This is a genomic window from Planctopirus hydrillae (assembly GCF_001707835.1).
GTDB classification, from domain to species: Bacteria; Planctomycetota; Planctomycetia; order Planctomycetales; family Planctomycetaceae; genus Planctopirus; species Planctopirus hydrillae.
Map to the genome: position 1 here is coordinate 265,596 of NZ_LYDR01000063.1, position 15,644 is coordinate 281,239.

Here is a 15,644-nt window from a genome sequence, read left to right on the forward strand (position 1 = left end):
TCGCGTTCACTTTTTGTCAGGGATGATGACATGGCCCGAGAAACCAAAGTCGGATTGGTGCTGGTGGTTGTGCTGGCCTGCGGCTTTGGCTTGCTGCTCTACAAACGGCTGCAACACCCACAGATTACTGTCGCGCAAGCCACAGAAGGTGCCTCAACAGAAATCAGTGCTGACGACATCAAAGCTGAGATTCAACTCGCTTCCAGCAACGCAGCATCTTCGCCATCCAGTCCTGAGAGCAAGCCAGCCACGACGCTGCCATCGAGCCTCGAGAATGAACTGCTCGATCTCAAAAACGATCCTGTCGCATCTCCTGTGGCTAACTCGAAGTCATCGGCAAGAAGTCTCCCAAGCTTGCCGACAGACCTCGATGATATGGCGTTTCCAGCGGAAACACCTCCCGCTGCAGTGGTCGCTTCCACGCCGAAATCGACAACTGTCGATGCTGATCCTTTCGCTGCCCTCGATTTGCCAGCGGATCAGTCTTCCGGATCAAATCGACCGGCCAACGCGACAGCATCTCCCGCGACCACAGCCAGTGGAAGTACGTCAAGGGCCGTCGAGACCGACCCCTTCGCAGGGGAACTTCCAGATTTAACGCCACGAAAGCCATCACCTGCAGCAATCACTTCCTCTGATCATGCAGAATTGACTTTACCTGCTGGCAATCTTGAGCCTCTCCAGAACAAGCCAGTTTCTTCTGAAAAGATGGCCACGAGTTCGCCCGCAAATGAAGATCCATTTGCCCTCGAATCTCCTGCTGCTGATATGGAAAAGCCAGCGGCAACGACCACTTCTCGTGGTAACGAACTGTCTTTAACTCCCCCAAAAAATCAGCCATCGGTATCTCAGGATGATCCGTTTTCCATGCCCGTCGAAATCCCTGCGAACGATGCCAGTCTTGCAGCGGATAGTCAGGCAAACGTCGTCGAATCTCTTGAGCTGCCCGTCCAGGTGGAACCCAAGCGAACTGCCACCAGTTCTCCAGTGAATGAGCCAGCACAGCCAACAACTCAAGAGACATCCCGGGCTGTGCCAGAACTTGGATTTGCAGAACTCGAACAACCTTCCGCTAAAGCGAAAACTCCATCTCCGGCAGTCATCGACGAGTTTGGGTTCGATAATCTTGCTTCTCAGAAGGAACCCGCTTCAAAGGAACCAGCCAAGCCGACATTGCCGCTCGATCTCGATAGCGATCCCTTTGGCGGAAGCACCACAATTCCCACACCAAAGACGGTTGAGCGACCTGCATCCAACGCCCCCTCACAGCCAGTGAATAATTCTCCTGCGAATGATCTCGATGCTTTCGGTTTTGAAACGCCGGCTGCTTCGACCGGTGGTCTGAAACAACCTGCCCCTGCTGGATTGCCGATGGCGGGTAACAAACCTGCTCCACAGGAGTCACCCTTTCCAGATCAGCTTTCGATACCCGCAGCCAATACTCAAAACCCAGTGAATTTGAGTCTTGATCCAGGTTCTACACTCCCTCCCAGCCAACGCTACACCGTCGAACCCAGTGATAACTTCTGGAGTATTTCGCGAAAGGTCTATGGCAGCGGACGCTACTTCAACGCTCTTGCCTCTCATAATGCCAAGGCGGTTCCTCGTCCCGAAGCCATGAAACCCGGAACGACGATCGAGATTCCTCCAGTGGAATTTCTTGAACAGAAATATGGATTCTCGACCTCTCGCGAAGTCAGTGAAGCCGCACGTAACAGTGCTCCATCAGAAGGAACGAATGAAGCACCTGCCAGTGGTTTCTTCATCGACCCGGCAGGTGCTCCTATGTACAAAGTCAGTGATCAGGACACGATGAGCGGCATTGCCAGAGCACATCTGGGCCGCTCTTCCCGCTGGATCCAGATTCTCGAACTCAACCGGGATAAGCTTCAAGACGGAAATACCATTGCCGTCGGCACAATTTTGCGACTTCCACCCGATGCCAGCCAGGTTCAAGTGATGAACACGTCGCCGGGCACCCGAAACTGAGCGATGCGGGTTGCTCGTGAGTCGATCGACTGCCAGCAATTGGTACCGCAAAGTTTGCAGGCACACCAAAGCTGCACGGGATCAGGTGGCCATGTTTTTTCGATTTGGAGTCGCAGTACTGATTGTCGTAGCGATTTCGCTATATGGAACCTCGCTGGAATCAGAAATACTGTCTCTCAAGAGGCAGATCATTCGCCAAAGCTACCGGATTGATGTCGCTCAGGAGCAACTGGTTCAGCTTCGTCTGGAAGTGCATGCCGCGAGCTCACCAGTTCATCTGTTACCAAAACTCGAACGTGGTGAGCTGATGGCGATCCGGCCCAGCTATGACGACGATTCGCGAAAAAGAACTGAACGACCAAAACGTACTGTGGCGGATCTTTCCCGTCAGGAGAAAACACCGATCAGACGATAGGAACGCCAGGTTTCACTCCACCTCTCCAGTCCTGATCGGATGAAGGGTCTCACGAAAGCAACCGTCCCATGAGCTTCTCCTCGTTGATCGCTCGCATCAGGAACACCTGCCAGAATTGGCTGTTCCACGCGACCAATCGATGGAGCCAACTCTGGCCCTTCATTCACCAGTTATCTGACTGCTGGTCACAAATACCACTCGTTCAATCCCTGCGCAGGACCATCATTCAGCGCTGGTTTCCCAAGTACGAAACCAGCAGCTCGGAACCAGCCACTCAACCCCTCAGTTCGACAGAATCTCTTCAACCACAACCAACTCCCGAGTACCGCGAATGGCTCAGTTTTCCCGGGAGATTCTGGAAGGAAAGCGTATTAAAACTTAGGGGAGCCCAATGGATTCTCGCCGCTGGCTCCATGGCAAGATGGATCTGGAAAGGCTGTACATCGAACCGTATGCGGCAAGCGATGGAGCTCTCAACGGAGCCGCTGACGTCTCCCCGGGATTCAGTCAACCCGGCAGCATCCTATCCGTGGCTCACATCTCGTTCGATGGAACAGCGGATGCTGATCGCCAGCCTGGGTGCTCTCGTCGTGAGTGTGGTTTTGGCCGGGCGGTTGATCCAGCTCCAGGTTCTTGAGCAGGATGATTTTTCACGAACAGCCTCGGGACAGCGAATCTTTCGACAGACAGTCCCAGCCAGACCAGGGGACATTCTTGATTCTTCGGGGCGGATTCTTGCGACAACTGTCACCACACAAAGTTTTTATCTGGTTCCCAGCCTGATTGATGAACCAGAGTCGTTCGCATCAAAAGTCGCGAGTGTACTCCAGTTCGATCCACAAAAACTCTCTCAAAAAATCAGGAACTCGTCGAAATCTCAGTTCCTCTGGATTAAACGACGGCTGGACCCCAGCGAAGTCATATCGATCCGCGAATTAAAATTACCGCGCGATCAATGGGGATTCCGCGAAGAATATCGCCGCGTCTATCCCCAGGGGCAGATCGCTGCCCATGTGCTGGGCTTGCGGAACATCGACGGGATCGGGCAGGGCGGGATCGAAGAGTCTCAGGAATCGATTCTGGCTGGTCAGCCTGGTTCCGAGACCTTACTGAGAGATGCCCGGGGAAGAGTGCTTGAAATCGACCCGACCTCGACCTTGCCGATGAGTCCGGGCGAATCTGTCACACTTACGATTGATACTGTCATCCAGCTCCAGACCGAACGTGTTCTGGATGAGGTCATGACTCAGTGGCAACCCAGCAGTGTCTGCGCGATTGCGATGGATCCCCACACAGGCGAAATCCTGTCGATGGCTTCGAGACCCACTTTTGACCCCAATCAACCCGAGCTGGCTGCCAGTGATTCGTGGAAGAACCGGGCCATCAGCGATATTTATGAACCTGGATCGACGTTCAAACCTCTCATTGTGGCTTATGGCCTCGAAGCGGGTCTGATTCAGAAAGACCAGGTTTTCGATTGCGAACGTGGTCAGTATCGGATGGGACGACGAGTCTTGCATGATACCTATGCCTATGGTTCATTGAACTTGACCGATGTGCTTGTGAAATCCAGTAATATCGGCATGGCCAAAGTTGGTGAACTGCTGGGAAATGCAGAGCTTTTTGAGGCTGCACAACGTTTTGGAATTGGCCGCCGCACAGGCATTGAGCTAACCGGTGAATTACCCGGGCTGTTGCGACCTTTGTCTCAGTGGAACAGCTACTCGACAGGCTCCATTCCTATGGGTCATGAACTGGCAGCGACTCCATTGCAGATGATCGCAGCCCATGCTGCGATCGCGAATGGTGGTGTCTGGCGCAGCCCGACAATCATCAAAGCCCCTCGCGAAAGCCGAACTCAGGTTTCCCAGCAGGTGATTTCCAGCGATGTCTCTCGATGGATGATCAGTGAACCACTGCGCGAAGTGGTGACTCGCGGGACTGGCAAAAAAGCTCAACTCGACGACTACGAAGTCTTTGGAAAGACGGGGACAGCGCAGGTTCTATTAGCCTCTGGTGGCTATTCGCACGGCAAGTATGTGAGTTCTTTCATTTGCGGTGCACCCATCGACAAGCCTCGGGCGATTGTCCTCGTGGTCGTCAACGAAGCCAGTGTGGGTGGTGAAGCTTTTGGTGGCAAAGTGGCTGCTCCTGCTGCTGCAGAAATTCTGAAGCATACTTTAAGGCATCTTTCGAAAGATCTTCGCTGGGCAGCATCACCAGCAAAGAACCACCCCTCCAGATAAGAGCTTTATGCAGGATTTCTGGGTTGGAAAGTCCATGTTCCCAGAGTCTGCCCATCCATCTGAAGGGCGGTCACCTGCAGTCGTTCGGATGTGGCTTCCCCGAGAATCACGGTGGCTAACGCCAGATTCGGTGAACCACCAATGAGCTGTGCCATCACCTGACCATTCTCCGCCGGCATGAATCGATGCTTGTGCGTATGCCCACTGATGACCAGTTGCGCTTTGGCTTTCTCTAAATGCGGCAACCAGAATTTCTGCCCCTGCTCGCAGAATCGGGCAAACTCTATTTGACCTTCCACGGCATCCTTACGCCGATTCCCGAAGAGCGGGATGTGACAATGAACCACCAGATAAGGCGCACCCGCGATCTCTGGCTGAGTGAGCACTTTGGCCAGCCATGCCCCCTGAGCTTCACGATAAGGTTCGAATTGAGCTAAGCCGGCATACACCGGGTGACTGTCAGGTTTATCCTCGCCGGTATCGAGACCAATTAAAGCCACTGGTCCGCATCGGAGGGCAAAACATCGCCCCAGAGGACTGCTCTCTGGCCGCGAAAGCATGCATTCTTCCAAACGACGTGCCAGCACACCGCGAACATCATGATTGCCACTCACAAACATCACGGGCCGGGTTGTTGCATAGGCCCGGCCTGCTGGCTGCAACGTCTGATTGACCAACTGTTTCTCGGAGCGAATATCGTTGAAAATGTCCCCATTCCAGACCATCAGTTCGGCCTGAAGTTCATCGACTTTATCGAGCGTGGCACTCAAGGTCTGATCGACCTCGTGCGTATCGTTGATCACACACCAGCGGAAGCTCTTCGCATCTGGGTCGGGTAACCGAAACTCGTAGATCTCACTGTATTCTGTCTCTCCACGAACGACCTTGTAAGCGTTCTGAAAATCAATGGGAGCAGCAGCAACCCGATAGAAGATCGTGGCGGCTTCAGGCAAACCTTCCAACCTCGCAGACAGCACTGGAGAATCCATTGAGTTGAGGCCATACCCTCCCGGTCTCACAATCTGGCCCAGCTCTTTTGTCGTACCATACTCGACCCAGCCGGTCGCATTCCCAGAGACTTGCCATACGACACTCATTCCGTCAGTTGCCGGACACTGCAGAACGGGAGCGCCCACAAGAATCCTGGTCGGTGACGTTGCAGTGACATCGGCGTTCGATGGCGGTTGATTCTCAGCGGCATGAACTTCATTACCAGACGTTAATGCACCGGTACTGGCTAAGCCCGTTGTCGCGATGGCACCAATCGACAGCCCTTCGAGAAACGCGCGGCGATTGACGTTGAAACTGCTCGATGTTGGGAATTGAGAAGCATCCATGAGTCGTGTCTCGTCTGTTTAGTGAATCAATCCGCTTGCCAAAATGCACAAGCCATCATCGCAAAACAGCATTGGTACGGTCAATTCCCGCGAACAGCCTCTGGAAAAGTCACTGAAAAAAATGGGATCTTTCCTGTGGCAAGAACATAACGAAGGGCGTATTTGTGACAATCAGTTCCAGGGAAACAACTTTCAGAGAGACAACGGCCATGATCACTGACGGGCAGCATATGACCACCACATACATGCACAATGCTCATGGGGCGCAGAGATCTCATCGTGTTCACCAGCGGTCTCTTCTTTGCGTTCAAAGAAACCGTAATGCCACCACGCGATCCAGCCAGACAAGCTTCTGGCAATTCAATCTCGTGCGGCTGGCTGCACTCTATGTGCTTCTGAGCCTCTTGGCATCTGCTGAGTTCGGTATGGTCCATGCGGGCGAAGTCAAAACGCTCTTTGGATCAGGCAAAGATGGCTTCAATGGCGATCAGCAGCCATTCCTCGAAACTCACAGTGGCCAGCCGTTTGGACTGGTGATTGGGCCAGATGGTGCTTTGTATTTCTGTGAATACACTGGTAATATTATTCGCCGCCTCGATCTCGAAAAGCAGACGGTGACGACCATTGCCGGGACTCCAGGCAAAAAGGGATTTGCCGGTGACGGCGGCCCGGCGACCAAGGCCTTGATGAATGAACCCCACGAACTCCGTTTCACTCCGGCAGGGGATATTGTCATTGCCGATATGCGGACGCATACCATCCGCAAGATTGATGGCAAAACGGGCATGATTTCCACGCTGGCAGGCACAGGAACCGCCGGATTCAGTGGTGATGGCGGGCCAGCCGAAAAAGCTCAATTGAATATGCCACATTCCATTCAGATCGATCCGGCTGGCGATCTGTTGATCTGCGATACCGGGAACCACCGGGTTCGCAAAGTCGATATGAAAACGGGCCTGATCTCGACCGCTTACGGAACTGGCGAAAAGAAACCTGCCAAAGATGGTGATCCGCAGGTGGGCACACCCCTCAATGGCCCGCGCAGTATCGACTTCACTCCCGAAGGAGACATGATTCTCGCGCTTCGCGAAGGGAACGCAGTCTATCGCTTTCCCATGGGAGAAGCCAAACTCATCCACATTGCTGGTGTGGGTGGTAAGCCATCTTTAGTCGGTGATGGGATTGATGCCCGCAAAGCCATTCTCGGTGCCCCCAAGGGAGCGGCTGTCGATGCTAATGGCGACATTTATCTCGCCGATACCGAAACACACACGATTCGTGTGATTCGAGCGAAGACCGGCCTGATTGAAACTGTCATTGGTGATGGCAAAGCCGGTGATGGCCCAGACGGGGATGCAAAGACCTGCCGCCTCAACCGGCCCCATGGTGTATTCATTACCAAGGAGGGCTTACTCCTGGTGGGAGACAGTTCCAACAATAAAATCCGCGTTCTTCCGTTACGATAAGCAGGCAGGGATGACTCTTCAGACCGGATACAACTTAGTTTTACAGAATGAGCATGCAGTCGCCATAACTGAGGAAGCGATAGCGCTGCTCGACGGCCTCTTTGTAGGCCTGCATTGTCAGGTCGTAGCCTGCCATGGCACAAACCAGCATCAAGAGTGTCGATTTGGGAACATGAAAGTTCGTCAGTAGAGCCTCGACTTGCAGAAACTCGCATGGTGGCCTGAGGAAAAGATTCGTTTCGCCCTGCCAAGGTAAACCCACGCCCACTTTTCTCGCAGCCGATTCCAAGGTTCGCGCCGAAGTTGTACCAATTACCAGGACTCTCCCGCCCTCGGACTTTGTCGATCGAATTTTTTGTGCTACGTCTTCAGACAACTCGCAGGTTTCCGTATGCATCTGATGCTCAGCGATCCGCTCACTGCTGACGGGGCGGAATGTCCCCATGCCCACATGCAGCGTGACTTCTGCAAATTTCGCCCCGGAAGCTGCACATCGATCTCTCAATGCGGGAGTAAAATGCAGTCCAGCAGTGGGAGCTGCGACCGAGCCTTGAGGCCCGGAAAAAATCGTCTGGTAGCGGACTCGATCTTCCGCCTCTTCGTCATCTCGATGAATGTAAGGTGGCAGAGGCATGCTTCCATATTGCTCAAGCAGATCCCAGGTAGAAATTTCACTCTGAGGAGATGCTTTCCAGATGCCACCTTCTCCACGTTCAATCAACTGCAATTGAAGGTCGGAGTTCTGGCGACTTGCAGCATTTTCGATATGAGTCGCTGGAACAGGAATCGTGATCCACTCGCCAGCCACAAGCCGTCCGCGCGTCTGCCCAATGATCTGCCACTCTCCGGAGGTTGTGACTCCCAGAAAAAGTCCTTCCCATTTGCCGCCAGTGGAAGCTCTCACACCCTGTAATCGGGCAGGTACGACTTTGCTGTTGTTGACCACAATCAGATCGTTGGGTTTAAGAAACAGCGGCAGCTCTTTAATGAACCGATGCTCGATCGTGCCTTTCGAACGATGTATGACCAACATGCGAGAGGCGTCTCGCTCAGGCAAAGGATGCTGCGCAATCAGTTCCGGAGGAAGTTCATAATCGTAAGTCGAAAGTGACTCAAAATCTGGGGAGGACGACATGCTTTCTCCGATAGACTGCGAGTGCCGGAACTTGATTCGCACTCGTTGAATCATTGATGCTACATTGAAGTTCTCGATATGTCTGGCGAACAGAGCCCAGAGTTGCTTTGGCAGGAACAGAAATTCCTGAAAACGGCTGGTATCGACCGAAATCGAAAGACGTTTTGACGAATGCGAACTGCATGACCCACAGCCCTCGAATTCGAATTCTGATGATCATCACGGAACTTGACCGGGGTGGTGCCGAGCAACAGTTCGTGCAACTGGCCATCGGCTTACTGCATAAAGGCTGGGAGGTGCGGGTGGTTTGCCTGGGGCCACGGGCCGAGCTTTGCGATCAACTCGAAGAGCAGGGGATTGTTCCACGCTGCCTGGGTGCCAGGAGCGTCTGGTCAACGCTGTCAGTTCTCAAGCAGTTGGTTGAGAATATCCGCAGCTTTCAGCCAGAAATTATTCAGACATATCTGTTCCATGCCAATATTCTGGGGCGTCTGGCGGCTTTCAGAGCAGGGCGATCCGTCGTGGTATGTGGTCTGCGCGTGGCAGAACGGCAAGCCCATTGGCATGGCTGGGTTGAATGGCTCACAGCTTCGCTGGTGACTCGATGGGTTTGTGTGAGTGAAGGCGTCCGTCAGCACGCAGCAAAAAACTGGAAGCTCGACCAGACTAGGCTCGTCGTTATTCCGAATGGCATTGATATCGACCGCTGGAAAAACGCCATCCCATTCACCAGAGCAGATCTCGAACTCCCCTCCGATGCCATCATGCTCTTTTCTGCCGGGAGGCTGGATGTGCAGAAGGGGATGGACATATTGCTCGATGCATTTGGAAAAGTGGCCCTTGAATGGCCGAGGCTTCATCTGGTGATTGCCGGTGAAGGTCCGCTAAGAAAAGAGCTCGAACTTCACAAAGGCACTCAAAGCCCAGCGAGTGGTCGCGTCCATTTTCTGGGGCAGAGAAATGACATTCCTCGCCTGATGGCCAGTTGCGATCTTTTCGTGCTCGCATCGCGCTGGGAGGGAATGCCCAATGCGCTGCTTGAAGCGATGGCGACGGGCAAGCCCTGTGTGGCCACCAACGTCGAAGGGAGCTCAGAACTCCTCGGGCATGGCCAGCGAGGGGAAAATAGCCAGCGGGGCTGGCTAGTCCCCGTCGATGATTCACTGGCTCTGGCGGCCGCCATTGATGAAGCGCTCCGCAGCGAAACTCGATCCACCGCCCTCGCGAACTCGGCGCAAGCATATATTCAAAAACACCTTACGACACAGGCGACGATTTCTGCCTACGATTTTCTGTACCGACAATTGCTGGAAGTGAGCCCACCAGCACTCTCAACGTCGATCAACTGAAATTTTTTTCCACGACCGAATCGCTTTGTGCATAACGAGCTACGGCGACGGAGAACATCATCAGACCCTTCCGGCCACGAGCTGAACTTGCACGATGGTGACGGATTGATATTCTGCGGGGACTTTGTGGGAGATTGTGGGGAGGAATGGGGAAACACATCCCTTCTTGGAATCTCTCGACGCTGCCTCGTAACTAGCGACTGGGTCAAGATGCCGCTGACGGGTACCTACCTGCGAATTCTCGACGAGAAGCAGCGTGTGGGCCTCCCCAAGCGACTACGCGAAGACTTGGGTTGCCTCGAATGTAATCATCTGTACATTGCACCCGGGACTCAAAAATCACTGGTGCTCTACTCTCCGGAAGGTTTCAATTGTCTGTCGGAAACATTAAGTTCCAGAGGCTTTCCTGGGGGTGACCAAACGTATTTGCGGTTGTTTTACTCTTCTGCGGAGAGGGTCGATTTAGATAATCAAGGACGATTCCGAATTCCGGATCGGCTTTCTACACACGCTTTGCTTGATAAAGAAATTTATCTGCTGGGCGTGAATGACCATGTCGAAATCTGGGATCGGGAGCATTGGGATCTGTATACGAGAACGTTTTCCCCACAGTTCGATCAGCTCTCCTCTCCAGGGAACTCCTGGCAGATTGCGGGCTGAGTGATGTGAATTCTTTGTTCAACAAGCCTGCTGGTTTGGAGAACAGGGGAGCTTTGAGTAAATTTTGTTGAGTTCTTCCCGCTGGCTTACCGGGCTTCGCGGAAATGCCTGACTGAGAACGGAATCTCAGCAGGGGCGTTCGCTGCAGAGGAGTTGAGTGATCGACTCTGACAGGAAGTGAAAAGCTGCTCGCTGCAGAACGTGGCAAGATGTCACAGGCAGCTGGCAGACGCCGATAGAACAGATTGCCGGTCGCAGGTGGCAGCCCGCGACCGGCAGTTTTTTTGATGGCAGCCTGATGTTTGCCTGTAGAAATCCCTCAACAGAAAAATCTCAGAAGCGTCAGATGAGCACCTCTTGAACCACGTGGCCATGCACATCGGTCAGTCGGAAATCCCGCCCCTGAAAGCGGTAAGTCAACCGCTCATGATCAATCCCCAGTTGATGCAGGAGTGTGGCATGCAGGTCATGAACGTGAACTCGTCCACTCGTCGCTGCAAATCCCAATTCATCGGTTGAACCATGAATGTATCCAGGCCGAAACCCACCACCTGCCACCCACATGGTAAAGGCATCAATGTGGTGATCGCGACCAATGGTCCCGCGCACTTCACCCAGTGGTGTTCGACCAAATTCCCCACCCCAGATCACCAGCGTATCGTCCAGCAGACCGCGTTGCTTCAGATCAAGAATCAGTGCGGCCGACGCCTGATCAACTGCCCGACATTCCTTTTCCAGAGCGTCTGTCAGGTCGGCCCCTTTCCCACCGTGATGATCCCAGTCGGTATGATAAAGCTGAATGAATCGCACACCGCGCTCGACCAGCCGACGAGCCAGAAGACAATTATTCGCAAACGAGGCCTTACCAGGTTCTGCTCCATAAAGATTGAGCGTCGCTTCGGTCTCCTGCGAGAGTTCCACTAACTCGGGAGCACTCGTCTGCATCCGATAGGCGGTTTCGTAAGCGGCAATTCGAGTGGCGATCTCTGGATCACCCGACTGCTGTAACTGCACGTCATTCAATTGCCGCAACGTCGAGATCAGTCGGCTCTGCCCTTCATCATCAAATCCCGCAGGAGTTTGTAGATGAAGAATTGGTGGCCCCTGGCCTCGCAGCGGGACACCCTGATACTGTGAAGGCAGAAAACCACTCGACCACAGGGCATTCCCCGCCCGAGGGCCACGCGGGCCGCTCTGCAGCACCACAAAAGCTGGCAGATTCTGTGATTCACTCCCCAATCCGTATGTCAGCCAGGAACCAAAACTTGGCCGCCCCGGTGCCTGAAAACCGGTATTCATAAACAGTTTGGCTGGGCCATGATTAAAGACATCTGTTGCCACAGCCTTCAGCCAGCAGACATCATCCACAATCGAACGGTGGTACGGGAGGAGTTCACTCAGTTCCATCCCACATTCGCCGTAACGACTGAATTGGCGAGTGCTGCCAAGCAGCTTGGCATCCGGCTTCAAAAATGCAAAGCGACGTCCCTCAGTAAAACTGGCCGGTGGTGCCTCGCCATGAAACCGCTTCAGCTCGGGTTTATCCTCAAAGAGTTCGAGCTGACTCGGGCCGCCGGCCATAAACAAAAAGATGACACTTTTCGCTTTCGCCAACGTGGGCGACGGTGTCGGTTCCGCAGTAAAGCCATCCTGAGCCAACAAAGCCCCCAGTGCCGTCCCTCCCAATGCCAGTGGGGCCTGCTGGAGAAAATAGCGGCGATTCAAAACATCAGCAGCATGTTTGGAAATCGTCGAATTGTCTTGTGATCGATCTGGCATGCTGACCTGCACTGTTCTGGTTCGGGGAGAAGTCTCAAGGTTCGAAGGAAACGACCAGAAAATCGTCTAGTTGCGGGTAATAAACTCATCGGTATTAAAAACAAGTCGCGCCAGACTGATGGTGGCCGCAATCTCGGCTTTGGAGAGATCCGCCGGCCATGAAAACCGTTTCATGGGCTTTAACAGTTCGTTGATCTGCTCTGGCGATCGATTAAACCTTTGTTTTTCCGCTTCAAAGAACTTAGCCACAATTTCGCTCTCTGCAGTGCTCATGCCACGCGACAGACAGATCTTCCACATGGCGTGGGCAATCGCCTCCGGATCGCGAGACTCATCCTGAAGCACCCGCTGAGCCAGACCACCTGCCATTTCCAGAAACATCGGATCGTTGGCCACCGAAAGTGCCTGAAGTGGGGTACTGCTGGGCTGCCTCCGTGTACAGGCCGAAGTGAAATCGGGTGCGTCAAATGTCGCCAGCAGCGGGTACGGAGCACTCCGATAGAACATCGTGTACATCGTCCGGCGATAACGATTTTCTCCCTGTTCTTCATTCCACGGCTTACTGTTCTGCGTGAACTGAAAAACACCAGCCGGTTGCGGAGGAAACACACTCGGGCCACCGATTGTGGGAGTCAATAATCCGCTGGCTGAAAGCATCAGGTCGCGCACAATCTCCGCATCGACTCGGAGACGCTGTTGTCGCCCCAGGGCGCGATTCTGTGGATCTTTTGACAGTGCCGAAGAAGTGATCCGGCTCTCCCGGCAGTAAGTTTTTGAAAGCAGAATTTCCTTATGAAGCGACTTCATGGACCACTTCTTTTCGATAAATCGACCTGCCAGCCAATCGAGAAGCTCTGGTGAGAATGGCAACGAACCCTGCATCCCAAAATCATTCTCGGTTTCGACAATCCCCCGTCCGAAATATCGCATCCAGACACGATTCACAAAGACTCGTGCTGTCAAAGCATTGTCATTGCTGACCAGCCAGCGAGCCAGATCAAGTCGATTCTTCAGCTTGTCGGCCGGGCCGGTAGAGACCGTCAAGGCACCAGGAACACCGGGAGAAAGCTCGCCTCGGGGAAGATCGGGATTCAGAAAATCTCCTCGCAACAGCAGATAGGTCGGTGGCGGCTTGGGAAGATCCTGCATCACCATCTGCAGGTATTCACGGCCCGCCCCTGGAACTTGAGCTTCCAGCCGACGAATCTGCTCGTTGATTTCGGCCAGTTGTTGCTGGATTTGCGAAGAGGAAGTTGTCGACTCAGGCCATTGATCTGCCACTTCGACAGCAAAACGGCCCACCAGATAATGAGCATTCCGATCATGCCTAAGAACGATTGTCACGGGCCCTGGCTCGACCTCTTGAGATGCCTTCAACACGAGTTCATGTCGGGAATTCATTTTGAGCTGTGGATTGCGTTTGGTCTGGTCGGCAGAAACATTGATTGCCCAGCCACTTTGAGGATCATTGTCGATGGCATGGCTGGCGGTGTAGCCAGGTTGTTCATGATCAGCAAAGGCCTGCTCGAAGCGGTAAGATCGATCTTTCTGCTTCAGAGAAACGTCACTGAGAACGAAATTACCATTCGAGGCCAAGCCCGGGCCTTGCCGGGGCAATGATTCGTGGGGCAACACCACAATCTTGACGGCTCGGGTTTTCTCGGGCCAATCAAACGTGACTTCATAACTGTCGTTCTCGGCAAGTTTCCGGCTGGCGAGCAGCGATTGATCAGGAAGTTGGACAAGCTCCCCATTACTTCCAGCAGCAAACTGCTTGAATTCAACCCGGTGCCAACGAACAGAAGCCGGGTCGCTGCCATTGGCAACTTTCGACTCTTTCCCCACGGCCTCTTTCAATTTTCCCTGCTCGATCCGCAGAGCTTTCAGTTGTGCGAGGAGTGCCTCTTGAGCGGGGGTGAGTCCGAAGACCTCATTCACATAAACCGGGACGGTGTCGGCCTGATTGTTGGCATCTTTGGCCGCATTAAAGAAAGCATACAGCCTGTGAAAATCCTCATGGGTAATCGGGTCATACTTGTGGGTATGACATTGGGCACATCCAATCGAGAGGCCCAGCCAGACTGACCCGGTCGTTGCCACGCGATCAACCATCGCTTCATGGCGAAACTGATCCGCTTTAACACCACCTTCTTCGTTGATCATCGTATTGCGATGAAACGCTGTGGCGACAAGCTGTTTTTTGCTGGCATTGGGCAACAAATCACCAGCCAATTGTTCGATCGTAAATTGATCAAACGGCATATCCGCATTCAGTGCTTGAATCACCCAATCCCGATAGGGCCACATGACACGGGCTCCATCGATGGTGTAGCCGTTTGAATCGGCATAGCGTGCCTGATCAAGCCAGTGCCGCCCCCAGCGCTCACCATAATGCGGGCTGGCCAAGACCTGATCGACCAGTTTTTCCCAGGCATCAGGAGCTGCATCCTGCTCAAAGCGATCGACTTCCTCGGGAGAAGGGAGGATTCCTAACACATCGAGATAAAGTCGACGAATTCGTACGGCCCGCGAAGCCATGGGTGCGACCGGAATCCCTTTAGCCAGTAAATCTTTCTCGATGAATCCATCGAGTGGTGAACCAGGGACCGTATCGACAGGGGTTGCCATTGATACTGGGATTTCTGGCTTGGAAAGCGGCGCAAAGGCCCAGTGGGGCTGATATTCGGCTCCTTCACGAATCCATTGTTTCAGCAGGGCGATTTCCCGCGTCGTTAACTGTTGAGGTGACTCTGGCGGTGGCATTTTGAGATCAACATCGCTGGTCTCGATCCGTTCCACCAGCAGGCTCTTTTCAGGAGCATGGGGCACAATTGCCGACGCACCATCACGCTCAGCCAGTGCCCCCTCGGCCATATCGAGCCGCAAACCAGCGGCTCGATTTTTGTCGTCAAATCCGTGGCAGCGAAAGCACTTGTTCGACAGGATGGGCCGCACATCTCGATTGTAATCGAGTTTTTCTGAGGCCACCGCTGGTACCATCAGCAGGCAGAGGGCCAGACCTGCCAATCCAATGGCAGGGCGATGACGCGATTCTCGCCGATTCCAGTTGGTCAGGTCGCGAAAAAACTGCGAATACATCTTGGGAAAACTCCCTGCCACATCACTCAACGTGATTGATCCATCATGCAGATACAATTGCGTCAATGACCTACGCTCAAATTGCGATAAACTTAAGAAGCAATTCAACTTTTCGATGCATCACAACAACAATTCAGTTCATTGAACTGCCAAACTCCGTGGAATACTA

The 15,644-nt window shown here is 53.5% G+C and carries 10 protein-coding genes; 6 read left to right on the top strand and 4 right to left on the bottom strand.

What is annotated here, in order from left to right; translation table 11 throughout:
- Nucleotides 1–30 precede the first annotated feature (30 nt).
- From A6X21_RS08545 to A6X21_RS08555, 3 genes are all read left to right on the top strand, one after another.
- On the top strand, nt 31–1,989 hold the full coding sequence (locus A6X21_RS08545; protein WP_068847160.1) for a LysM peptidoglycan-binding domain-containing protein: 1,959 nt from the start codon (nt 31–33) through the stop codon (nt 1,987–1,989).
- A 91-nt stretch (nt 1,990–2,080) separates the two neighbouring features.
- Complete coding sequence (locus A6X21_RS08550; RefSeq protein ID WP_131818252.1) at nt 2,081–2,404, top strand: hypothetical protein; 324 nt, start codon at nt 2,081–2,083, stop codon at nt 2,402–2,404.
- Between the two features lie 68 nt (nt 2,405–2,472).
- Nucleotides 2,473–4,650: a peptidoglycan D,D-transpeptidase FtsI family protein gene (locus A6X21_RS08555; RefSeq protein ID WP_240490206.1), complete on the top strand. Its 2,178-nt coding sequence runs from the start codon at nt 2,473–2,475 to the stop codon at nt 4,648–4,650.
- 5 nt (nt 4,651–4,655) lie between these two features.
- On the opposite strand, the gene A6X21_RS08560 is transcribed toward A6X21_RS08555, so the two are convergent.
- Entirely contained in the window at nt 4,656–5,987 is a 1,332-nt protein-coding gene (locus A6X21_RS08560) for a metallophosphoesterase family protein (RefSeq protein WP_068847162.1), read from the bottom strand.
- A gap of 209 nt (nt 5,988–6,196) precedes the next feature.
- On the opposite strand from A6X21_RS08560, the gene A6X21_RS08565 reads away from it, so the two are divergent.
- Nucleotides 6,197–7,453 (top strand): NHL domain-containing protein, encoded by a 1,257-nt coding sequence (locus A6X21_RS08565; RefSeq protein WP_083233469.1) that lies wholly within the window; start codon nt 6,197–6,199, stop codon nt 7,451–7,453.
- Between the two features lie 40 nt (nt 7,454–7,493).
- Here A6X21_RS08565 and queA read toward each other — a convergent pair whose 3' ends face one another.
- On the bottom strand, nt 7,494–8,588 hold the full coding sequence (gene queA, locus A6X21_RS08570; protein ID WP_068847163.1) for a tRNA preQ1(34) S-adenosylmethionine ribosyltransferase-isomerase QueA: 1,095 nt from the start codon (nt 8,586–8,588) through the stop codon (nt 7,494–7,496).
- A gap of 182 nt (nt 8,589–8,770) precedes the next feature.
- Here queA and A6X21_RS08580 point away from each other — a divergent pair, with 182 nt between their 5' ends.
- Nucleotides 8,771–9,937 carry a glycosyltransferase gene (locus A6X21_RS08580; protein WP_083233471.1) on the top strand — a complete coding sequence of 389 codons (1,167 nt, stop codon included), beginning with the start codon at nt 8,771–8,773 and terminating at the stop codon, nt 9,935–9,937.
- A gap of 210 nt (nt 9,938–10,147) precedes the next feature.
- Complete coding sequence (locus tag A6X21_RS08585; protein ID WP_068847166.1) at nt 10,148–10,597, top strand: division/cell wall cluster transcriptional repressor MraZ; 450 nt, start codon at nt 10,148–10,150, stop codon at nt 10,595–10,597.
- Nucleotides 10,598–10,939: 342 nt separating this feature from the next.
- On the opposite strand, the gene A6X21_RS08590 is transcribed toward A6X21_RS08585, so the two are convergent.
- Together A6X21_RS08590 and A6X21_RS08595 are read right to left on the bottom strand one after the other, a co-directional pair.
- Nucleotides 10,940–12,376: a DUF1501 domain-containing protein gene (locus A6X21_RS08590; protein ID WP_068847167.1), complete on the bottom strand. Its 1,437-nt coding sequence runs from the start codon at nt 12,374–12,376 to the stop codon at nt 10,940–10,942.
- Between the two features lie 66 nt (nt 12,377–12,442).
- A complete protein-coding gene (locus A6X21_RS08595; RefSeq protein WP_083233505.1) occupies nt 12,443–15,475 on the bottom strand; it encodes a PSD1 and planctomycete cytochrome C domain-containing protein in 3,033 nt (1,010 codons plus the stop codon).
- Between the last annotated feature and the right edge of the window lie 169 nt (nt 15,476–15,644).

Excerpts from the sequence above, each read along its gene's own strand:
- A6X21_RS08545 (WP_068847160.1), top strand. The coding sequence starts at position 31 with ATGGCCCGAGAAACCAAAGTCGGATTGGTGCTGGTGGTTGTGCTGGCC.
- A6X21_RS08550 (WP_131818252.1), top strand. The coding sequence starts at position 2,081 with ATGTTTTTTCGATTTGGAGTCGCAGTACTGATTGTCGTAGCGATTTCG.
- A6X21_RS08555 (WP_240490206.1), top strand. The coding sequence starts at position 2,473 with ATGAGCTTCTCCTCGTTGATCGCTCGCATCAGGAACACCTGCCAGAAT.
- A6X21_RS08560 (WP_068847162.1), bottom strand. The coding sequence starts at position 5,987 with ATGGATGCTTCTCAATTCCCAACATCGAGCAGTTTCAACGTCAATCGC.
- A6X21_RS08565 (WP_083233469.1), top strand. The coding sequence starts at position 6,197 with ATGATCACTGACGGGCAGCATATGACCACCACATACATGCACAATGCT.
- queA (WP_068847163.1), bottom strand. The coding sequence starts at position 8,588 with ATGTCGTCCTCCCCAGATTTTGAGTCACTTTCGACTTACGATTATGAA.
- A6X21_RS08580 (WP_083233471.1), top strand. The coding sequence starts at position 8,771 with ATGACCCACAGCCCTCGAATTCGAATTCTGATGATCATCACGGAACTT.
- A6X21_RS08585 (WP_068847166.1), top strand. The coding sequence starts at position 10,148 with ATGCCGCTGACGGGTACCTACCTGCGAATTCTCGACGAGAAGCAGCGT.
- A6X21_RS08590 (WP_068847167.1), bottom strand. The coding sequence starts at position 12,376 with ATGCCAGATCGATCACAAGACAATTCGACGATTTCCAAACATGCTGCT.
- A6X21_RS08595 (WP_083233505.1), bottom strand. The coding sequence starts at position 15,475 with ATGTATTCGCAGTTTTTTCGCGACCTGACCAACTGGAATCGGCGAGAA.